General features: G+C 53.6%; 25 protein-coding genes and 1 pseudogene. 2 read left to right on the top strand and 24 right to left on the bottom strand.

Annotated features, from left to right (window positions below):
- The first annotated feature begins 104 nt into the window (after positions 1–104).
- Complete coding sequence (locus HV229_RS09315) at positions 105–437, top strand: YegP family protein (protein ID WP_019077150.1); 333 nt, start codon at positions 105–107, stop codon at positions 435–437.
- Between the two features lie 159 nt (positions 438–596).
- Positions 597–1,958 (top strand): tRNA 5-hydroxyuridine modification protein YegQ, encoded by a 1,362-nt coding sequence (yegQ, locus tag HV229_RS09310; protein ID WP_046275427.1) that lies wholly within the window; start codon positions 597–599, stop codon positions 1,956–1,958.
- A 662-nt stretch (positions 1,959–2,620) separates the two neighbouring features.
- On the opposite strand, the gene HV229_RS09305 is transcribed toward yegQ, so the two are convergent.
- The 24 genes and pseudogenes from HV229_RS09305 to HV229_RS09190 form a co-directional block, all read right to left on the bottom strand.
- A complete protein-coding gene (locus HV229_RS09305) occupies positions 2,621–2,842 on the bottom strand; it encodes a DNA-binding transcriptional regulator (RefSeq protein WP_041327762.1) in 222 nt (73 codons plus the stop codon).
- Positions 2,843–2,917: 75 nt separating this feature from the next.
- The gene (locus HV229_RS09300; protein WP_181547376.1) at positions 2,918–4,087 is read right to left on the bottom strand and encodes a phage late control D family protein; all 1,170 of its coding nucleotides are present in this window, start codon (positions 4,085–4,087) and stop codon (positions 2,918–2,920) included.
- Positions 4,084–4,548, bottom strand: a complete 465-nt coding sequence (locus tag HV229_RS09295; RefSeq protein WP_181547374.1) for a phage tail protein — start codon at positions 4,546–4,548, stop codon at positions 4,084–4,086. Before HV229_RS09295 ends, HV229_RS09300 begins: the two co-directional genes overlap by 4 nt.
- A 13-nt stretch (positions 4,549–4,561) precedes the next feature.
- Complete coding sequence (locus HV229_RS09290) at positions 4,562–6,994, bottom strand: phage tail tape measure protein (protein WP_181547372.1); 2,433 nt, start codon at positions 6,992–6,994, stop codon at positions 4,562–4,564.
- Entirely contained in the window at positions 6,984–7,142 is a 159-nt protein-coding gene (locus HV229_RS09285) for a GpE family phage tail protein (protein WP_306308100.1), read from the bottom strand. Before HV229_RS09285 ends, HV229_RS09290 begins: the two co-directional genes overlap by 11 nt.
- Positions 7,139–7,453, bottom strand: a complete 315-nt coding sequence (locus HV229_RS09280) for a phage tail assembly protein (protein ID WP_019077156.1) — start codon at positions 7,451–7,453, stop codon at positions 7,139–7,141. Before HV229_RS09280 ends, HV229_RS09285 begins: the two co-directional genes overlap by 4 nt.
- A 53-nt stretch (positions 7,454–7,506) precedes the next feature.
- Entirely contained in the window at positions 7,507–8,025 is a 519-nt protein-coding gene (locus HV229_RS09275) for a phage major tail tube protein (RefSeq protein ID WP_041327772.1), read from the bottom strand.
- A 12-nt stretch (positions 8,026–8,037) separates the two neighbouring features.
- A complete protein-coding gene (locus tag HV229_RS09270) occupies positions 8,038–9,231 on the bottom strand; it encodes a phage tail sheath protein (protein WP_181547370.1) in 1,194 nt (397 codons plus the stop codon).
- A gap of 135 nt (positions 9,232–9,366) precedes the next feature.
- The gene (locus tag HV229_RS09265) at positions 9,367–9,903 is read right to left on the bottom strand and encodes a tail fiber assembly protein (RefSeq protein ID WP_181547368.1); all 537 of its coding nucleotides are present in this window, start codon (positions 9,901–9,903) and stop codon (positions 9,367–9,369) included.
- Between the two features lie 16 nt (positions 9,904–9,919).
- Complete coding sequence (locus HV229_RS09260; protein ID WP_181547366.1) at positions 9,920–11,743, bottom strand: phage tail protein; 1,824 nt, start codon at positions 11,741–11,743, stop codon at positions 9,920–9,922.
- Between the two features lie 10 nt (positions 11,744–11,753).
- The gene (locus HV229_RS09255; RefSeq protein WP_047090164.1) at positions 11,754–12,284 is read right to left on the bottom strand and encodes a phage tail protein I; all 531 of its coding nucleotides are present in this window, start codon (positions 12,282–12,284) and stop codon (positions 11,754–11,756) included.
- Positions 12,277–13,185 (bottom strand): baseplate assembly protein, encoded by a 909-nt coding sequence (locus HV229_RS09250; RefSeq protein WP_181547364.1) that lies wholly within the window; start codon positions 13,183–13,185, stop codon positions 12,277–12,279. The genes HV229_RS09255 and HV229_RS09250 overlap by 8 nt, the downstream gene beginning before the upstream one ends.
- 5 nt (positions 13,186–13,190) lie before the next feature.
- A complete protein-coding gene (locus tag HV229_RS09245; RefSeq protein WP_181547361.1) occupies positions 13,191–13,541 on the bottom strand; it encodes a GPW/gp25 family protein in 351 nt (116 codons plus the stop codon).
- Positions 13,538–14,179: a phage baseplate assembly protein V gene (locus HV229_RS09240; protein WP_181547359.1), complete on the bottom strand. Its 642-nt coding sequence runs from the start codon at positions 14,177–14,179 to the stop codon at positions 13,538–13,540. Before HV229_RS09240 ends, HV229_RS09245 begins: the two co-directional genes overlap by 4 nt.
- Before the next feature lie 207 nt (positions 14,180–14,386).
- Positions 14,387–15,604 carry a M48 family metalloprotease gene (locus HV229_RS09235; RefSeq protein ID WP_181547357.1) on the bottom strand — a complete coding sequence of 406 codons (1,218 nt, stop codon included), beginning with the start codon at positions 15,602–15,604 and terminating at the stop codon, positions 14,387–14,389.
- A gap of 306 nt (positions 15,605–15,910) precedes the next feature.
- Complete coding sequence (locus HV229_RS09230) at positions 15,911–16,384, bottom strand: phage virion morphogenesis protein (RefSeq protein WP_181547355.1); 474 nt, start codon at positions 16,382–16,384, stop codon at positions 15,911–15,913.
- On the bottom strand, positions 16,377–16,844 hold the full coding sequence (locus HV229_RS09225) for a phage tail protein (protein ID WP_181547353.1): 468 nt from the start codon (positions 16,842–16,844) through the stop codon (positions 16,377–16,379). Before HV229_RS09225 ends, HV229_RS09230 begins: the two co-directional genes overlap by 8 nt.
- Positions 16,807–17,052 (bottom strand): Rz1-like lysis system protein LysC, encoded by a 246-nt coding sequence (gene lysC, locus HV229_RS26135; RefSeq protein ID WP_249417791.1) that lies wholly within the window; start codon positions 17,050–17,052, stop codon positions 16,807–16,809. Before lysC ends, HV229_RS09225 begins: the two co-directional genes overlap by 38 nt.
- Entirely contained in the window at positions 16,940–17,368 is a 429-nt protein-coding gene (gene lysB / locus HV229_RS26270; RefSeq protein ID WP_181547351.1) for an Rz-like lysis system protein LysB, read from the bottom strand. Before lysB ends, lysC begins: the two co-directional genes overlap by 113 nt.
- Positions 17,350–17,781: a DNZ54_00345 family protein gene (locus HV229_RS09210; RefSeq protein WP_181547349.1), complete on the bottom strand. Its 432-nt coding sequence runs from the start codon at positions 17,779–17,781 to the stop codon at positions 17,350–17,352. The genes lysB and HV229_RS09210 overlap by 19 nt, the downstream gene beginning before the upstream one ends.
- Positions 17,778–18,290 (bottom strand): lysozyme, encoded by a 513-nt coding sequence (locus HV229_RS09205; RefSeq protein WP_181547347.1) that lies wholly within the window; start codon positions 18,288–18,290, stop codon positions 17,778–17,780. The genes HV229_RS09210 and HV229_RS09205 overlap by 4 nt, the downstream gene beginning before the upstream one ends.
- Positions 18,274–18,495: an HP1 family phage holin gene (locus HV229_RS09200; RefSeq protein ID WP_019077171.1), complete on the bottom strand. Its 222-nt coding sequence runs from the start codon at positions 18,493–18,495 to the stop codon at positions 18,274–18,276. The genes HV229_RS09205 and HV229_RS09200 overlap by 17 nt, the downstream gene beginning before the upstream one ends.
- Positions 18,486–18,689 carry a tail protein X gene (locus HV229_RS09195; protein WP_181547345.1) on the bottom strand — a complete coding sequence of 68 codons (204 nt, stop codon included), beginning with the start codon at positions 18,687–18,689 and terminating at the stop codon, positions 18,486–18,488. The genes HV229_RS09200 and HV229_RS09195 overlap by 10 nt, the downstream gene beginning before the upstream one ends.
- Positions 18,689–19,194 (bottom strand): annotated as a pseudogene (locus tag HV229_RS09190) (head completion/stabilization protein). Before HV229_RS09190 ends, HV229_RS09195 begins: the two are co-directional and overlap by 1 nt.
- Positions 19,195–19,259: the final 65 nt, after the last annotated feature.

Raw genomic sequence — 19,259 nt, 5'->3', positions numbered from 1 at the left:
GTGGAGTCCTGTTGACTAGCAACTCTCCAAATATCGCTCATACTCTTTGTGGCAACACTGTCGTCAATAACTGTTTGATATAAAACTTTAATCAAGGAGTTCATATGGCTGGTTGGTTTGAATTAAGCAAGAGTAGCGATGATCAGTACCGCTTTGTTCTTAAGGCTGGAAACGGGGAAACTATCCTTACCAGTGAGCTTTACACGACAAAAGGCGCGGCAGAAAAAGGGATCGCATCTGTCCAGGCTAACAGCCCCCTGGCCGAGCGTTACGAGAAAAAAACGGCAGCTAATGGCAAATTGCATTTCAATCTGAAAGCAGCAAACCACCAGATTATTGGTAGCAGTCAACTGTATGCGAATGAACAGTCGCGCGAGACCGGTATTGCTTCAGTTAAGACCAATGGTGTCACTCAGACGATAAAAGATAAAACCTGATAATGACTCGCTCAGCCGGGTAACGCCACGCTGTCGCCCGGCGTTTTTCTTTACCTGTCTTCCCCGCAGCGCTACAATGCCCGCCCTTAATATGGGGGCACTCCCCTAACCGCCTCATTGAGTGAGGCGAGTCTGACCTGTCATCAGAACGAGAAAATTATGTTTAAACCGGAACTCCTTTCCCCGGCGGGAACGCTGAAAAACATGCGTTACGCTTTCGCCTATGGCGCAGACGCTGTATATGCGGGCCAGCCGCGTTACTCACTGCGCGTACGCAACAACGAATTCAATCACGAAAACCTGCAGCTAGGCATTAATGAAGCCCATGAACTGGGTAAAAAATTCTATGTGGTGGTTAATATTGCCCCGCATAACGCCAAGCTGAAGACCTTCATTCGTGACCTGAAACCTGTGGTGGAAATGGGACCGGATGCACTGATCATGTCCGACCCTGGTCTGATTATGTTGGTGCGCGAAAACTTCCCTGACATGGACATTCACCTTTCAGTACAGGCTAACGCCGTAAACTGGGCGACGGTGAAATTCTGGAAGCAGATGGGATTGACCCGTGTGATCCTGTCCCGCGAACTGTCGTTGGAAGAAATTGAAGAGATCCGCACCCAGGTGCCGGATATGGAAATTGAGATCTTTGTTCACGGCGCGCTGTGCATGGCTTACTCCGGCCGCTGCCTGCTCTCTGGCTACATCAACAAGCGTGACCCAAATCAGGGTACCTGTACCAATGCCTGCCGCTGGGAATACAACGTGCAGGAAGGCAAAGAAGACGTGGTGGGCAATATCGTGCATAAGTACGAGCCTATCCCGGTACAAAATGTTGAGCCGACGCTGGGTATTGGCGCGCCGACTGACAAAGTCTTTATGATCGAAGAAGCCCAGCGTCCGGGTGAGTACATGACCGCGTTTGAAGACGAACACGGCACTTACATCATGAACTCGAAGGATTTGCGTGCCATTGCCCACGTTGAGCGCCTGACTCAGATGGGCGTGCATTCGCTGAAAATTGAAGGCCGTACTAAATCATACTATTACTGTGCACGTACCGCGCAGGTTTATCGCAAGGCCATTGATGATGCCGCTGCCGGGAAACCGTTCGACCCGCAACTGCTGGAAACGCTGGAAGGTCTGGCGCATCGCGGTTACACCGAGGGGTTCCTGCGCCGCCATACGCATGACGACTATCAGAACTACGAATACGGCTTCTCTGTTTCCGAGCGTCAGCAGTTTGTCGGCGAATTCACTGGCGAACGTAAAGGTGAACTGGCGGCTGTGCTGGTGAAAAATAAATTCACCGTCGGCGACAGCCTGGAGCTGATGACCCCACAGGGCAACATCAACTTTACCCTCGAACAGATGGAAAACGCGAAAGGCGAAGCGATGCCGGTTGCGCCGGGCGATGGTTACACCGTGTGGATGCCTGTACCGGAGGATATCGATCTGAATTATGCATTGTTGATGCGTAATTTTACCGGTGAGTCCACGCGCAACCCACATGCTAAGTAGTTAATTACGGTTATTTTTCAGCGTTCGGAAGATTCTTAGAAATCGATCACATACCGCTTCGTTCATTAAGGGTATTATCTCATCCGCTGAAAAACATAACCCATAAATGCTAGCTGTACCAGGAACCACCTCCTTAGCCTGCGTAATCTCCCTTACGCAGGCTTATTTTTTACCCATAATCTACTGAAATAAATGGATTTATTTCTTCCAATGTCCACACATTGACCACATCGATACTAAAAGCCTCGCTTATGCGAGGCTCACCCCTTCGTCACCTGAACTAAAAAGTAATGCCACACCAGACAAGAAGAATCCCTCATAAATCATGTTTTCGGGTTGTATAAATGAGATACCAGACACTTATTTTCGATTAATACCAATGTATTCTCATTAAATATTGTGAAATATCTATGAAAACAAGGAATTGGCAAAGATGGATACCAAGAGAAGATTAAAGCGGGCTCTAAGTGCAATTGATGACGCCATGACCGTTTTGAAGCGTACTCGCTCCAAGGTAGAGAATGGCCGTTCAGATATCAACAGGGCTATAAGTGAGCTTGACGACGCTGAATCAAACATACGCAAAGCGATACGCGAACTACCGGACGATGTCTAATCGCGAAAATACAGAAAACCCCGCATTTGCGGGATTTTCTTTTGACTCACAGCCAGGGCATTTGATGCTGACCGGACACTGTCGGGTGCGGTGGAGCCGGTACGACTTCCCCCGGCGAAACGATGAAACGCTCAACGGTTTCTGTCGTGACAAAAGTACAACTGCAGTTGATGTTTGTGCACTGATGATACCGCTCTTTTGTGGTATCAGAAAAATAGCGACTCGTGCGGGCATGGGCGGCGTAATGGCATTTCGGGCAATGAAACATGATGAGCACCTCTGAGCGTTTTCAATACAGTGATTTTACTCATTTTAACCTTATAAAACAAACACATATATTAAATTACCGCGTTATTTCCTCGCTCTCATACTCCACATCAGAAACCTTAACCTCAAGCTCTAAGCCCGTCGTGAAGCCGCTCCCGTTAAGGCTGTGCACCACACGGCTGATTATCCACGCCTGTTCGTCTATCACGCGCTTAAAGCCTTTCACGGCCACCGGCGTTTCGGGAAATAAATCAGCCCGGCCAGTGGCAAGCGTAATGGAAAACTCCGCCACGCCTCGCTGTATCTTGTCCCACTTTGCCTGAGCCGCGCGCATGGCCTGCGCCTTTGTGGCATAGATGGTCGTGAGCTCAAGAACGTTGTCCGACTCTCCGGTCATATACTCACCTTCCCGCGCTTCCTGCTCTTTTTTCTTCTTAGCCTTTGCTGATGTTTTGGTGGCTTTCGGGTGCTGCAGCGCGCGCAGGTGCTGCTCTTTGGGTTTACGTTTGAGCTTCACCTTTTGCTTTTGTGGTTTCGGGTCTCTGGTATGCAACCATTTCGCCGTCACGCCGGTGTAAGCCTCCCGGTCTGCAATGGCGAACTGATGGCGGTCGCCGTCGCCACGTTCGACAGTCATTTGGGGGATCGGCTTACCACTGGCCGTCATCGCACTACCGGCTTTCAGGAATAATAACTTCCCGGCTTTCACCGACACGGATGCACCGTTACGCTCAGCAAGGCGGGACAAAAACGCTGCGTCGGATTCCTGTGTCTGGTCGATATGGGGAATGGCGATAGCTTTCAGGGCGTCAGCAACACTGGCCGTCAGCTTATTACGCTGCGCGATGGCCTCCACAATCACCCCAAGCGTGGTGTCGTGCCATGACTGCTCGCGCCGCGAGTTCAGCGAGCCGCGAAAATCTGCACTACGTCCCCGGATGGTCAGCGTATCAGGCGCGCCCCGGTGCTCGATTTCATCAACCGTGAAACTCCCCTTGTTGACCAGTGCGGATCCCTGCCAGCCCAGCCACAGCGTCAGCGATGCCCCGCGCGGTGGCAGCTCGACCAGCCCGTCGGTATCATCGAGCGCAATATCGAGCTGGTCAGCCTCAAATCCGCGGTTGTCGGTCATGGTCAGGCCGATAAGCCGGTCGCTGAAATTCTGCGTGATATCCTCCCCGTCCAGCGTGAGCATATACGCGGGCGCGACTCGCGCCCCGGCCTGAATATTCATCCCTGTTATCATCCTGCCAGCCCTCCCGCCCATTCACTGGCAGACGTGACCAGATTATCCGCCTGCATTTTCAGGTCGCCATACATGGCCGCGAGCGACTCGTCGACACGTTTCATGGACAGAGTGAACTCGATTTTTCTCGCTGCGCCGTCGCTGAAAAGCTCGGTGTGGTTATGGGTCACTTTATCGATAACGTACATCCCGTGGATCATGCCGGTTCCGTCAATCAGCGGCCACGCACGCCCCTCATCGGCCATCAGCTCAATCGCCAGCAGCGACAGACGCCCGCCGGTGATTTCAGGGTAAAGCGTCCCCGACAGGGTGCGTGAGGTCTCACCCTCCCCCAGAAACTGATAAGCCGGTCGCTTGCCGATACGGTCATTGGATACCCACCGGTAGTCCTTCGAATACTGCATAGACTGATGCGGCAGGGTGCGCCGTTCAAACACAAAAAAGCCCAGCACCATTAACATTTTGCCCCCTCTCTCAGTCGAGTCTCATATTGGATCGCTGACGCGCACGCTTTTCACGGTCTAGTTTGTCGACGGCGTCGCGGAGCTGGCGGTCAAGGTCGCCACCCGGCGCACCCCCGCCCTGCAGTGTGATGTTGTATTCGCTTTTGCTCTGGTCGATATAGGAGCGACCTGCAGGCGCAGAAACCGGCTGGTACCCGCCATAACTCGCTGTCGCAGGAATATACGAGCCCGCCGGTGAAGCCTTATCCGCTTTGGCTGCAGTCTGGTCGAGGTCGGTCGATTCTTTTTTGATAACGCCGAGTTTCTCCAGCAGCCAGTCAACCTTGCCGCTCAGGCTATTAAACAGGTTGAGCGGCGTCATCAGCGCATCAGCCAGCGCCTGACCAAACGCCACGCCGACATTTTTGCAACTGTCGAGCGTGTCCTGCGTGGCTTTCACCGGTGCAAGCAGGTCTTTAAACCACTGGCAGACAACGCCCAGCTTTTCCGCAATGGCATCAAATACCGGTGCAAGCGGGGAAAACATCGCCCCCACCGGGGCAAAGGCGGCTTTCAGCCCCGCCACCACCCCCGAGAAAAATGCGCCAATCGGCTCCCAGTATTTACGAATAAGCAGCGCCCCGGCCACCACCGCCCCGGCAACCGCCAGCACCGGCAGACTGATTGCGCCAATAGCCGTGACAATCGCGCCGCCGACCGTACTGAAAACCACCCCGAGCACGCCAGCCGACGCAATGATGGCATTAATCCCCATCACCACCGGCCATGCGATAAGGCCAATCCCGCCCATCACACCAGTCAGCGCCAGCGCACCCCCGACCACCACGCCGAGGGTGGTCGCCAGCCCCTTATTTTTCTGGATCCAGCCGTCGAGTCTGAGCACATACTGCGTGGCCGTCTGCGTCAGCTTACGCAGTGAGCCCTCCTGCTGGTCAAACAGGTCGGTCCCGACCGCCTCATAGGCTGACTGAAATTCTTTGAAGTCGCCGCCGAGGTTATCCTGCATAACCTTAACCAGCTCCTCAGTCTTGCCGTCCGAGGCTTTAAACGCGGCGGTGAGCTTATCGAGCTTGCCGGTTGAGGCCGCCGTCATCAGCACGGCGGCCGCCGAGCTGGCTTCCTCCCCGAAAATGGTTTTCATGTATTCCGCGCGCTGACCCGTCCCGAGATTATTTTTCTCAAAACTGCGCTGCATTTCTTTCAGGATGGAAAATATCGGGCGGGTGTTGCCCTTGCTGTCGGAGGTTTTCACCCCGAGCTCTTTGATAGCATCGTAGGCTTTGCCGGTCGGTGCCTGCAGGCGACTCATGACGGCACGGCTTCCCGTTCCCGCCATCGAGCCGGTGATTCTGGAGTCGTGCAACGCCCCCACCATCGCGGCGGTTTCCTCGATACTTACCCCGGCATTTTTCGCCACCGGCGCGGCATAGGTCAGCGCATCGCTCATCCCGTCAAAGTCGGCGGCGGTTTTGTTCATCGTCATCGAGAGAACATCACCAATATGCGCGACCTTGTCGTTTGAAAGCTGAAACGCTGATTTCATCCCGGTCAGCAGCGCGGCGTTCTCTTCCATCGTGCGCCTGTTGGACAGCGCCATATTCAGCGTGACCGGCGTCGCCGCCTGAATCGCCGCCGCATCCCCGCCGCTTTTGGCGATAATAATCTGCGCCCCCGCCGCATCATCGGCAGAGGCCGCCGTATTGTCCCCGAGCTGGCGCGCCTGTTTGCGCAGCGCCTGCATTTCGGGTGACTGTTTGTCGACACCGAGCACCGCCTGCAGCTCTGAGTTCTTCTGCGCAAACTCATAGCCCGGCGTCAGCAGTTTAACCCCGGCCATCGTTCCCGCCGTCGCAATACCGACACCGGCAGCGCCCGCCGCCGCCGCGTTACCGGCCAGTGATTTACCGGCCTGATACCGTTCTTTCACCCGGCTTAACTTCGCCTGCTGTGCGCTGACTTTCGCCAGTGCCTCGCGCTGACGGTTAAGCTGCGCGGTGGTTTCAGCGATGCGGGATTTAAGCCCCCGCTCATCATTTGCCAGATTACGGGTATTAATCCCCACCGCACCGAGCTCGCGCTGCTGGCGCTTTATGGACTCCGTGAGGCTGTTGTATTTCGTCTGCAGCCCTTCGGCGGCACGCTTCGCGGATTCAAGCACCTGCGTCTGTGCACGCGTCGGGCGCTCCGTATTTTTAAACTGCGTGGCGAGTGCTTCGGCTTCCTGTTTCGCTTTATCAAGCGCGTGACCGGTCACGGCAAGCTGTGCGCTGGCTTTTCGGAATCCGTCGATACGGGATGCCTGCGCATTCAGCTCGCGCAGGCTTTTCTGTGAGGTGCGGATATCACCGGACAGGGATTTGCTGGCGTTCTGAATGGCTTTGAGCGGTCGGCTTGCCCGGTCGACGGCATTCAGCAGCACCTCGATTCTGACGTTATTGCTCATGATGGTTTCCGCTTCGTTGCAGCGCCTTGTCGCGCCATGTCAGGAGCTCGGTCACGCTCAGGGAATGTAACTCTGATGGCGGCCAGTGGAAAATCACCGCGATATCCGCCATCAGGTCATCGACCGACAGGTTTTTCGGAAAGGTCAGCGACCCGAAGCAGGCGACAAAAAACCGACCACCTTCCCGGCCAGCGAAATCAGATCAGACGCATCGAGACGCGTGACTTCGTGCTCGGTCAGGGCGGGATACGTCATGCGCGGCAGCACTTTAATCAGCGCATCAACGTCGGAATTCGCCAGCGAGGCCAGCGACACCCCGCGCAGGGTTCCGGCATTCGGTTTGGTCAGCGTGACCTGTTCAATTTTCTGCTCACCTCGCATCAGCGGGGTGTCAAAAATCACCACATTCGGATTGACGGTTTCAGTGTCAGTAACGGCAGTTTCATTGATATTTTTCATGGGTATTCTCATCAGGAAAAGTGACCGGCCAGCCTCACTGACCGGATAAGGGATTACAGGCCAATCGCCCTGCGGTGCTCCGCCAGACGGTCGACGCCGTCGACTTTCAGCACCATGTTAACGACGTCAATCTCGATGACTTCGCGGCCATCAATCGTGAGCTGGTAATAGGCGCACTCGGTCGACATTTTGGTCGTGCCGCTTTCGCCCTGCTTGTTCTCACCGCCGTCATACTCTTTGTGACGGCCACGCATCACCACCTCGACGGCAGAAATCGCGCCGGTGTCATCACGCTGGAAAGAGCCGGTAAAACGCAGCGGCACGCTGTCAGCCCCCGGCGAGGCATACTGCGCCCACAGCTCAACGTCAGGCAGACCGCCGAGTGTCCACTCCAGCGACAGCGCATCGTCATCGAGGCCGAGGTCAATCGACACCGCGCCCGGCATCCCGCCGCCGCGATATTTCTCCAGCTTACGGGTCAGCTTTGGCAGGGTGACAGACTCAACAACGCCCATGTAGCTGAGGCCATCGTTGAACATATTCAGATATTTAAGTTTGCGGGGTAACGCCATGCTCTGAGCTCCTTAGCTGTTGACCGAGTCCGACAGGTTCGCCAGATAGGTGTCGGTGATGCGCTGGCGCAGGGTCAGGTTCTCCAGCGGCGGGACGGGGGTGTAGTCATAATCGATATACAGCTTCCCGACTTTGAGGGTCGCAGTCTCGTTTGACTCCGGGTCATACCAGCAGGAGCCGTCAACGATATACCCGTTGTTTTTCAGCTCGCGGAATTTGGCATTGATGCCCGAAACGATGTCACGAATGAGGGTCGGGGTGATGGGCTTATCCATCGCCCACGCGTGCGCCTCCGCCATCGTGTCGGCCAGTACCTGCGCGGTGCGGGTGTAGTTCTCATACAGGAAAAGCGGGTCATCTGAGCAGGTGCGGTTTCCCCAAAACTTGAAACCGTCATTGCGGATAAGCGTCGTAACACCGGCTTTGTTAAGCAGATTGGCGTCGGTCGCGGGCTCCTGCAAATCCCACGACACCGAGGCGCTGACGCCGGTGACGCCATTCACGCCGACGTTTGACAGGGTTTTATGCCAGCCGACGGTCTGGTCAATTTTGGCACGCAGGCCGAGCGCGCGCGCCGTTGCCCAGGCTGTCGCAGTCTCATTCGCCGTGGTGTCCCATGCCAGAAAATCAGGGAAGATAACCATCAGCTCACGCTGGCTGAAATTCTCGCGGTAGTTGATGGCATCAGAAATGGTTTTACAGCCCCACGCACTGACATAGCCAAAGGCGCGCAGGCTCTGGCAGGTGGACGCGAGCGCCGTCGCCACTTCCTGTGAGTCCAGACCCGGCACGCCGAGAATGCGTGGCTTCACGCCAGTGACAGTCTGCGCCGCAAGCAGCGCTTTCAGGCCGGTGTATTTACCGTTTTCGTCAGTCGTGCCGATGATGTTGGAAATAGTTTGTTTCTTCCCGGCCTCCGGGTCATCCGGGTCTTCTGCACCTTCGGCCACGCGCACGGCCACAATGACCGGTTTGCACTGGTCAGCGATGGCCTGCAGGGATGTCGACAGCGTCCCCTTTTTGCCCGCCTTACCGATAGCGCTTTGCACGTTAGTAATGAGCACCGGCTCATTGAGGGGAAATGTCTTTTCGTCAGCATCGCTGGCCGTGCAGACCATGCCGATGATGGCCGTTGAGACGGTGGAAATGGTGCGCACGCCATCGTTAATCTCGATGACCTCTACGCCATGATGAAAATCACTCATCCGTTTAACTCCGTGGTTAAGGGTGAATGTATTTTCTGTTGTGTGGTGATGGCGGGCTATTTGTCAGGGTTGGATAAGGTCTGGCACAACCGGAGGCTGGAAAACGCGGGCAACCGCCCGCCTGAATTACACTGGTTATGCTGGCTGTTCCGGCCATGTGATATCGGGTGCGTCTTCGGGTTTTACCCTGTTGAGCATTACGCGATACTTTTTCCATGCGAGTAAAAGTGCGTTTTCATCTTCCGTTGCTTCGCCTAAATCAGCGGCATCCTGCAACGGGGCGATTTCAGTTGCAGCGGCAGCCAGTAATTCCGCTTTTTGTGCTTCCGCCTGTTTACACAATTCAACCGGTGAATACTGGCGAGGTTTAATTTCCCCCTCGCTGAATACCCACCCACCCGAAATCTCTACGTTCTGATTTTTCACAGTAATATCAACTTCAACGACACTAAAATCTCGCGGGTAAATACTTGAAACGTCCTTGCTGATACTGCGAATAATACCGGCCTCGTCATAGGCCACTTTCAGCGTATCGGGTGAGAAACTGGCCTGAGATTCATACCAGTCACGACCATCCTCAGAAATAAAAAATTCGGCGCTATGCTCTTTCATCAGAAACAGGCGGTATTCATCATCCGGCGTGTACATTTTCAGGTTTTTAAGATGCTGCATTCCATCCTCCACAATTTTAAGCGGTCACATTAATCCAGGTGCCGTTGATATCTTTTTGAACATACCGGACATACAGTCCACCAACGTTCGAGCTACCGCCGACCATCCATATTGCTGTCGCAAATGCGCTGTCATTGCCGGACCATCCGGCCCCGTCCCAAAACTTACGCTCCTGCGGGGCGCTGACTCGAATATTCCGCACGTAGCGCGCGTCAGACTCTGCTTTTGTGTAAGCCTGACCTGCAGGCGTGAAATTCCCTTTGGGTTGAAAGGTGGCGACAAGATAATCCCGCAACCAACGGTTGCCCCATATGGAGCCGTAAATGTTCCCGTCTGATGACATGCGTGCTGAGCCGTTACCCGCCTGCATTTCACCCGTGGCAATACAATTACCGTTAACTTTTAACGGCTTCATGCTTTCAATGAGGCTGCTGATAAACCGGAATACATGTGCGGAGTTCGCATAAACATTCAGGATCCCATCGCCTTCCTGCTTGAAGCCGGTATCGCTGTCGCCTAAAACAATGGAGTGGCCGCCGAGGCCGTTCGCCGTTCCAATTCCCAGCGCACCATTAATCGTGCCGCCGGTGATCGGGAGCGCACCAACATCACCTGCACCTGGCTTATTTTGCGTATTATATTCACGCGCCCAGGCCGTCCATCCCCCTGTGCTGTACTTACTTCGGGACCAGATTCGCGAGCTGTTGTAAGTACGATAAATCTGAGTCACTCCGGCGCTTCTCAGTACCATCAGGGACCCCGCATTATTCTCCGGGTAATTCAGCGCTGCACTGGTATTGGCGTTCATATCCTGGGCATACAGCCCCGGCGTCTGGTAATTGTCCAGATTCTGGTTTGCACCAATCCTCACGACCTGACCGTCAAAAATATCCTGCGAGGTGATGCTGATATCACCAGTAAGCGCCTTTCCGTTTACTTTTCGCCCGGACGGCACGCGGCCATTCGCATTATCATTCGCGGCTTTTACTGCCTTTGGGGTGGCGGCAAGCAAGTCAGACTCACTGTCGGTGGCGCTGCTGAGTTTAACAATACCTTTCTGCGCCGTGGTCGCATCCTGAGCCGTATATTTACCATTAGCAAGGTCATGAGCCGCCTTGACCGCTTTCGGCGTTGCTGCGAGCACCTCAGACGTGCTGTCGGTCGCGCTGCTGAGTTTAACGATACCTTTCTGCGCCGTGGTCGCGTCCTGAGCCGTATATTTACCACTGGCAAGGTCATACGCCGCCTTAACCGCTTTCGGCGTCGCTGCGAGGCTCTCAGACGTGCTGTCGGTTGCGCTACTGAGTTGCACAAAGCCTTTTTCTTTCAGCGTGCCGTCAGGATGATTGCGGGACCGCTCATGCTCTGTCAGTTTGTCGTCGACATAATCCTGCGTGGCCATCACCGTTGTCGCATCAATGGACAGCGCCACCGAGGCGATACTGCTGACAATAATCACCATGCGACAGGTCTGCGCACGCCCGGAACCCTCAGCCAGCTCGGGCTTGTAGCTCTCCGCCATATTGGCAACGGCAATCAGCGTGCCTGCGTCATCATACAGACCCAGCTCACGCATCCAGAAGCCGCCCACCTCGGGAGGAATGACCAGCTCAGCCACGATATAGTTTTTATTTTTGTTGTCCTGGCCGATTTTATTCAGCGCATGACGCCAGACTTCATTAATGAGTTTTACCTGACCGGCGTTCGGCTCCGACAGCACACCGCCGCCATCACCGACGGCCATCGCGGTAAGGTTCACTTTTTTACCACCCGGCATCGTGGCCGCCGCCAGTTTTGCAGCACCGGCAGTGGTGATAATTGTTTTAAATTTCGTGCTCATTATTCCTCACTCATCCGGGGTAAACCGTAATAATGTCGCCGTCATACACCACACCACCGACATACATATGACCGGGAATGTCCTGAATAATATTCAGACCAATCAGGTGACGGCTGGCAGGTTTCGCATCCGCAATCAGGCGCTCCATTTCAAAATACATTTCCTCAGAAATACCGCTTTCCAGCACACCGATATCAAGCCGGAATGTGCCGGGCGGGTCACTGGTCTCCCACCATTCCGTAACGTTGATGACATAACCGAGTGGCTCCACCACCCGACGAACAGCACCGATAGTGCCTTTGTGACAGTGAATAAAGTACGCATCACGGATGACCGCGCGCTTCGTTTCCTCCGGCCAGTTCTCATCCCAGCGGTCGACAGAAAACGCCCACGCCAGCCACGGCAGCAAATTTGCCGGGCAGGTGTCAGGGCTCCACAGACGACGCAGCGGGACGGGGGTGTTTTCGATATCCGCGCAGGCACGCGCCGCCGCCACCTCAAGCGGTGACGAGCCCACCGGCAGCAGACGGGTATCACTCATCCGAGCCCCCGATCACAATGCTGTAATCAGTGCAAAATGACGCCTGCGCACTACTGAGCACGAGGTCATCCACCGGCGCGGCCAGCTCCACACGCTGGACACCCTCGACATGCAGCGCGGCATAAATGGCAGACAGGCGAATGTCACGCCCGAGGCGGTGCTGCGCGTTGATATAGCCCTCCAGCTTTTTCACGGCAGCGGCGCGAATGGGTTCGCTTTCCGGACCGGGATAGAGATAAAGCGAGGCGGTTATCTGATAGTCAACAATGTCGGCTGACTGCACCATCACACGGTCTGCGACCGGCCTGACATCTTCGGCATTAAGCGCGTTACGTACCACGGCGAGCAGCTCATCAGAGGCGACGCCGTTGTTTTCACGCGACAGCACAGAAATCGTCACACAGGCGGGTGACGGGCTTGTTACTGAGATATCTGCGACCCGCCCGTCAGCGCTGCGGCCATGGAACTGATAAGCGCCAACAGACCCGGCCACGCTCATTCCTTCAAATGCCTGCTGAACGCGCAGACGGTAATCGGTATCCGACTCCATAACGGCAGGTGTGGGCGGCAGCGTGGTCTCAACTGCAGGCGTGATAACAAGACGCCCGACGCTGAAATTTGCGCCGATATTATCGAGGTCATTACCGGCGGCATACGCCAGCATGACCGCGCGCGCCGATTCATTCACGCGCTGACGCCAGATAACCTCCCGGTAAGCGTTCTCCTGCAGTAACTTAACAATCGGCTCCGATTCAAGCGTCAGCGCGCGCGCAACCGCCTCCTGTTGTTCCTCGGGATACAGTGAGACAAGCGTCGCTTTTCGTTCTGCCAGAATGGTTTCATAGTCCAGCTCATCCACCACATCAGGCGCAGCGAGCAGGCTCAGGTCAACAATAGCCATAGTGTTTAACTCAGTGGAATGGTGATAGAAAAAGGCTGGCCTGATGCTGACCGCGTGCCGGTGATATCGACATACATCGCGCCGCCATTCTCCCCGTGTTCAAAGGTGATGGTCGTCAGGCTGACGCGCGGCTCCCACTTCTGGATCGCGGAATAGCACGCGGCCATAATCTGCAGGCGCAGTGCCGGGGTCTGCGGCTGGTCAACAAGCGCCGACAGCAGCGAACCGTATTCACGACGCATCACACGCGAGCCCACCGGCGTGACCAGAATGTCGCGCACGCTCTGCCTGATATGCTCAACCTCAGAAATACTGAGCCCGGTATGACGGTTCATGCCCAGATAGCTCGTTGTCATTTTGTCCCCACCGTTCTGTCATCGCCCCGTTTCACGCCGCCGTGGTCATGGTCATCCACCTGCACACCGTTTGATTTAAACGTGCCGCCGCCGTGCTCGATGTTGCCGCTCATCTTCCCGCCCTTTTGCACCTCAAGCGTGGCCGTGGTCAGCTTGTTGGTGCAGACCACCTCGGGGGTATCGAGCGTGATACGGGTGGACGCTTTGACCAGTACCAGCGGCACAGTTGCGGTAATGGCGTCCGACGCGGTGACGTCAGCGGTTTTGATACCACTCACCGTGAGTGACCCGCTTTCGGGCTCGTACTCAATAACCGCTCCGTCAGGAAAGGAAACGTGAAAGGCATCAGGCGAGGCCGACGGCGCAGGATGGTCATCAGAAAAAATACCGGGCAGCACAAAGGCGGTATCAAGCTCGCCGCCAATGGCAAGAATAAGCACCTGCTCGCCAACCGAGGGAGCCCACCAGACACGCGAGCGACCGGCGCGGCAGGTCAGCCAGTTTAGCCAGGTGGTTTGCATGCCACCGGTCTGGACACGGCAGAGCCCCTCATCGGGATTGACTGCAGTCACAATGCCGGTGCGGATAAGGTTTCGGATCGCGCGGGCGATATCCTGAATGGAATTTAACGTATTCATGGGGAAAGGATGCCGCCTGATGAGGTCAGCGACAATTGAGCTGAGTTTTGTAGACTATGAAACAACAAACTATGGCTGAGGCGCCTAAATTCACTGTCGTCATAGTAAAATCGTTAAAAGTACAAGCTAACGGTTATTATCTCATTGAACACAAATGAAGATATTTTAAGGCCCTCTGCTTTTGATAAAAGAGAAAGCCTAGCAATATTAAAAATCAACTCTATCCACTAATAATTTCTCCTTATAACTGGGAAGATATACCGACCCATATCTTTCGAAGTCATCAAAATTAAAAACAAGATATTTATCTATAAAATTCTTAGTAAAGCCTCGCAAAAACTCAATGTTATTCTCAAGTTGCTCCTTCGAAAACCCCAACCTATTATTCAACTTTGATCTAAGTTTAAATATCCTATCAACAGGATTTGGATGTGAAGAATGAGCACCACTTCTTCTAGGATTTGTATAATCCAAAATCAAACCACTCACTTCAAAATACATCAACGCTAAAAAAGCAGCATTAGATATATCTTCCTTATACTTAGAATCCCCCTTAATATGTTTAATGGAATGCCAATCTGCATCATACTCAAGTTTATGGGAGTACTTATAATGCTGAATTACCTGCGTCCCTTCATAGGCATTTAATACATTTGAAAGGTTCTCACTAAACAACCGAGACTCATTTAAATGTCCAAGAAGATGATGAGCATATTCATGTCCAAGAATGAATTGATACTGCAAATCAGTTAATGACTGCAAAAAAGTCTCAATATGCTCAGGCAGATCACCTCGTGGGTCCAAATCAAAATCATACGACTCATACCCCGCCATAATCCTTTGAGCAATTAGAAACGCACTAAATACATCCTTTGGTTTTACACCGAAATCTTCACCATAAAAAAACAAATTCATAAAATATAAAAAGTTCTCAAGAGGTTCTGATATCGCTATTACATTTCCAAGGTTGGTTTTCATGCATATTGCATTTACATTATCTAAATATGCACTTCCAGCAGGAATGCCAGCCAATTTTCTTTGATTACCTTTAGATAAGGCCCTGAGGTAAGTATTCTCTCTAGCTTTGTTTTTATAATATCCATCTAAAGACCAATCCTTTTTATTCCCTCTTCGTTTTCTAAATACTCTAACCAACCTTGGATTATCGACTATTGCCTCTGCTCTAATCTGAAGAAGATAATCACTCAGAACCTTAGGTTTTTTTATTTTTACTATATCATCTCTATTACAAAAAGGAGCATAGAATGAAGCATCATTACTCAACCCTTCATAATCAGATTTATTAACAATTCCTGTCAAATGAAACAAGCCAGCATCAGTTTCTATTAACACACCATGACTAGCAGGCTTAGCATTTGGGACTCTCGCCAAAACACCTTCAAAAAATTTTTGTTCTTCAGACATAAAACACCCGCATTATTTGAACATTGAATGCATTTTAAAGATCAACACTCAACACTCAACACTCATCTTTAGCAACGAACGACATTTAAAACATCCATATTATATAAATTCATTCTTAGCTCATCAGAACACCCCCAACTCTAAATCATTAAAAAAAAACAGAATAAACATTACACGTAACTCTCAACCATTTCAAGCTAATGAAACTGGCTCATCGTGGATATTAATACTAGGCAGTTACCACTTCTAAAACCGAACATACCGAGCATCCTCGTCTTTATGCAAAAATTAACACCGTTCTATCAGTTATTGGACACGTCCGACTAGAGCATTACTTCTGAGAAGCTCAATTATCAATTCCTTAACCATTTCTTTATCTTCAAAACTTAAACCGAGTAATTGACGTTCTGGATACTGCACGTCCTGAGCATGAGAGTTAGGCCGGTCTTTGAGTCCGAGCTGATGAATCTGCGCAATACGTTGCACTCTGTCGGTAAACTCCACCACAGCAGAATCATTGCGGTCACTGGCTTTCATGTAGCGATTGGTGCGTAACTTCTGAAACATCGCCCGTTTTATTCGCCCTTTTTTAGCCCTGAGCGGCTGTCGTTTTCGAGCCTGATAGGGCGAGCCATCAGGTGCTTTTTGCTGTTTGATACGTTGCTGTTGGGATCTGCGCAGTTGCTTTGCTATTTCAGCGGCCAGCTTACGCCGACCAGCCGGTGATATTGCCGAAATCAGCCCCGCTAGTTTATCGTCAAAAGGCGTTAATTCACTCATCCCATTTACTCACCAGCTCACCATTGATATAGAGCTCGGTCGGACGGGTGACAGGTTCCGGCAGGGGTGGCTCCGGGGCATAGCTGACGTGTAATGCGCCGTTTTCCTCCCGGACAAGAGTGCGCTCCGTCAGTTGCAGGCTGATACTGATATCAACATTATCCCCGTCATTTAAATCCATCTGGAATCGATAGCCCTTCTTGCGCCCCTCATCGAGCGTGCAGATATCCGGCTGGTTATCTCGCAGCCACGCCGCCACCGGCACAAAAATCAGGTCGGGGTCGCCGACAAAGTCACACACGATCACATTCAGCGTGTATTTCTTTTCATGGGACAGCGAAGCCGCGAGACGCGCATCGATATTCCCCTCATCGGCAAAGATACGCATCATCTCGGGGTTATTCATGAGCTGTGGGACGGCGTCATTCAGCGCTTTGCGCAGGCTTTTCATTTTCTGCATCGATTTTATCCTGACAGTCTTTGATGGTTTCGACCTTAATCGCACAGGCGGTGAGCGCGTGCTCCAGCCTGCGAATATCGGCACTCAGATCACCGTTATTGACGGGGTCGCTTCCCGGCATCGGGCAGAGGCTCACCTTCGGACAGGCGTTGTAAACAATGGGCGGCGGAGGCGCAGCCTGTTCGGATGTGCAACCGGCGCACAGCATCAGGCAACTTATCGCTGTACCAGCGGCGTAACGTCTCGTTTTCATTCATCAGCCTCGTTATGGTTTCTTCCCGCCTTGCCGCCTGCTCACCGGCAACGGCCAGCTCATCACCGAGCCTGACCTGCGCATCCTCATTCGCCCTTGCGATTCGCTGCGATACGGCAAGCTGATTTTTCAGCATGCCAATCGTCGTCTTTTGCGCACTGGCGACGCGATTCGCCTCCTCAAATGACCGTGATAAGTTCTCATTTTCATGTCGCAGCCACAGCAACCCGGCCAGCGCAGCAACCAGAAGGATCACAATGAATCTGGACACATCCCCTCCCCCTCGATGCGCTGACGGTAAGCAGTGCGCACAACGTTAAGCACCAGAACACAAATCAGATACAGCAGCGCTGTAAACACCCATCCCGCGCCGACCAGACAGGAAAAAACGCCAGCAAAAATAAGCAGCGACCAGAAGCGGCGCAGCGGGGAAGGTTTACGATAAAACACAAAACGGAAAATCTTCATCACCGCATCATTCAACGGGATACCCTTTTGCCGGTTTCCCTGCCAGTGTTCATAGGCAGCCACACCGGCGAGGCTGGCAGCAATGCAGACCAGACAGCCAAACAGCGCCCATACGGCAACGAAATTGACCGCCACGCCCTGCGGGTTCGTCAGTCCCATAAACAGCATCAGTGTCAGCAGGAAATCAAAAATCAGTGAGGTAATGTGTTGTTTCATTGAGTCACTCCTTTCATGCAATACGCCAGCTCCCGCGCGCGGCGGTTCTCCAGCCCTTTATTTTTTGTGCCGTTGACATACACCCAGCGGGTGAGCTGGTCGCACGCCTGCCACCACTGGTGACGCTTGATAAACGAGACCAGCGTCGACCGACAGGCCGCACCGGTTCCGACGTTAAACGCAAAACTGACCAGCGAGTCATAGACGCGCGGTGGCATATCCACCGGCACACAGACCGCGAGCCGTTGCTCGACGTTAAGCACATCGGCAACGAGATTCTCCGCCGCGCGCTGTTCGGTAATATCCCCTTTCGGGACCACCCCGGCAGTGTGGCCGATGCCTGACGTCCACACTCCCGCGCTGCACTGGTAAGGTGTCAGGCGACATCCTTCGAGGTCGGCAATCAGTGCCAGCCCTTCGGGCGAGGTGTTAAGCAGACGAAAGTCAGGCATCAGCGCGGCCAGCGCCAGCACGGCGGCCACACTGCAGCGTTTAATGATTGAGCTCACGGGCAGCCCCCTTATCGGGTCCGAGTGAGGTCAGGTAGCGATACGTTTTGCGCTTAAACCAGTAATTCGTCAGCGCGGTAAAAATGGCGCAGGCACTCCCCACATAGAGCGCCAGCTTTTCGGGGGACATCGCCCCGAAATACGCCAGCCCCACAGCCAGCCAGTAAGCGATAAACGTCGTGATTTTTTCCACACTCAGTCCCATAAATTCACCGTTTCGGTTTTCGGGGCGCTGTCGGTTTCGGGCAGTTCGATTGCCGTGCCGTGCGCCAGAATAACGCCCAGTTCTGACAGCCCCGGATTCGCCTGCAGCACCGTTTCAACGACGCCCTCAGTGCGCCCGTAATAGCGGGCGCAAATCGCATCGAGGGTGTCACCCTGCATCGCCCTGACCTTCATCAGATTTGGCCGACAATACAGCGCGGCTTGTCCTGAATACGCGCCACAGACCAGCGCATATCCCGCCACAGTTCATCGATAACCGCCTCAGTGCTTTCCGCTTTGCGGTCGCCTTTTGCCGTCGCATCGATGCCGCGATAACGCTCAAACAGTGTGGCGCTGGTCATGGCGCAGACGGCGCGGAAATAGTGGAAACAGCGCACGCTTTCGCCATCGATATCATCGGCAGGCACATCAGCCAGCGTGTCATGCCCTGCGGCCATCTGCTCAACCCGCCACAGAGCAAGCTCCGCATTGGTTTCAGCCATACCGGCTTTAATCGCATCATTCAGGCGCAGCGCGGAAACGGTCTGCTCCAGACGCATCAGCTCGCGCACACGCTTCGGATCCACATCAGGGAAAAAGAAGGTGTTTTTTATTACCGGCTCGCTCACGCCCGGTGGTGGTATCACCACGCCCGGCACATCCTGCGGCTCTTTTTTGGCTCAATAATCACTGTCGTCATGACAACCTCGGGTAATGGGTGGGCGGTGGACGCCGGTCGCAGTCAGGGCAATCAATACCCGCATT

The sequence above is a fragment of the Citrobacter sp. RHBSTW-00524 genome, from assembly GCF_013747755.1.
GTDB lineage: Bacteria > Pseudomonadota > Gammaproteobacteria > Enterobacterales > Enterobacteriaceae > Citrobacter > Citrobacter braakii.
The sequence above is the reverse complement of the archived record's forward strand: the minus strand, read 5'-3'. Positions and strand labels throughout refer to the sequence as shown.

Coding starts and splice junctions, on each gene's coding strand:
- HV229_RS09260 (WP_181547366.1), bottom strand. CDS start 11,743: ATGAGCACGAAATTTAAAACAATTATCACCACTGCCGGTGCTGCAAAA.
- HV229_RS09280 (WP_019077156.1), bottom strand. CDS start 7,453: ATGAAAAATATCAATGAAACTGCCGTTACTGACACTGAAACCGTCAAT.
- HV229_RS09305 (WP_041327762.1), bottom strand. CDS start 2,842: ATGTTTCATTGCCCGAAATGCCATTACGCCGCCCATGCCCGCACGAGT.
- HV229_RS09300 (WP_181547376.1), bottom strand. CDS start 4,087: ATGATAACAGGGATGAATATTCAGGCCGGGGCGCGAGTCGCGCCCGCG.
- HV229_RS09195 (WP_181547345.1), bottom strand. CDS start 18,689: ATGAAGGTCAGGGCGATGCAGGGTGACACCCTCGATGCGATTTGCGCC.
- HV229_RS09200 (WP_019077171.1), bottom strand. CDS start 18,495: ATGGGACTGAGTGTGGAAAAAATCACGACGTTTATCGCTTACTGGCTG.
- HV229_RS09275 (WP_041327772.1), bottom strand. CDS start 8,025: ATGGCGTTACCCCGCAAACTTAAATATCTGAATATGTTCAACGATGGC.
- HV229_RS09270 (WP_181547370.1), bottom strand. CDS start 9,231: ATGAGTGATTTTCATCATGGCGTAGAGGTCATCGAGATTAACGATGGC.
- HV229_RS09315 (WP_019077150.1), top strand. CDS start 105: ATGGCTGGTTGGTTTGAATTAAGCAAGAGTAGCGATGATCAGTACCGC.
- HV229_RS09290 (WP_181547372.1), bottom strand. CDS start 6,994: ATGAGCAATAACGTCAGAATCGAGGTGCTGCTGAATGCCGTCGACCGG.
- HV229_RS09295 (WP_181547374.1), bottom strand. CDS start 4,548: ATGTTAATGGTGCTGGGCTTTTTTGTGTTTGAACGGCGCACCCTGCCG.
- HV229_RS09255 (WP_047090164.1), bottom strand. CDS start 12,284: ATGAGTGATACCCGTCTGCTGCCGGTGGGCTCGTCACCGCTTGAGGTG.
- HV229_RS09245 (WP_181547361.1), bottom strand. CDS start 13,541: ATGACAACGAGCTATCTGGGCATGAACCGTCATACCGGGCTCAGTATT.
- HV229_RS09250 (WP_181547364.1), bottom strand. CDS start 13,185: ATGGCTATTGTTGACCTGAGCCTGCTCGCTGCGCCTGATGTGGTGGAT.
- HV229_RS09225 (WP_181547353.1), bottom strand. CDS start 16,844: ATGCAGAAAATGAAAAGCCTGCGCAAAGCGCTGAATGACGCCGTCCCA.
- HV229_RS09240 (WP_181547359.1), bottom strand. CDS start 14,179: ATGAATACGTTAAATTCCATTCAGGATATCGCCCGCGCGATCCGAAAC.
- HV229_RS09265 (WP_181547368.1), bottom strand. CDS start 9,903: ATGCAGCATCTTAAAAACCTGAAAATGTACACGCCGGATGATGAATAC.
- lysC (WP_249417791.1), bottom strand. CDS start 17,052: ATGCTGTGCGCCGGTTGCACATCCGAACAGGCTGCGCCTCCGCCGCCC.
- yegQ (WP_046275427.1), top strand. CDS start 597: ATGTTTAAACCGGAACTCCTTTCCCCGGCGGGAACGCTGAAAAACATG.
- HV229_RS09235 (WP_181547357.1), bottom strand. CDS start 15,604: ATGTCTGAAGAACAAAAATTTTTTGAAGGTGTTTTGGCGAGAGTCCCA.
- HV229_RS09230 (WP_181547355.1), bottom strand. CDS start 16,384: ATGAGTGAATTAACGCCTTTTGACGATAAACTAGCGGGGCTGATTTCG.
- HV229_RS09210 (WP_181547349.1), bottom strand. CDS start 17,781: ATGAAACAACACATTACCTCACTGATTTTTGATTTCCTGCTGACACTG.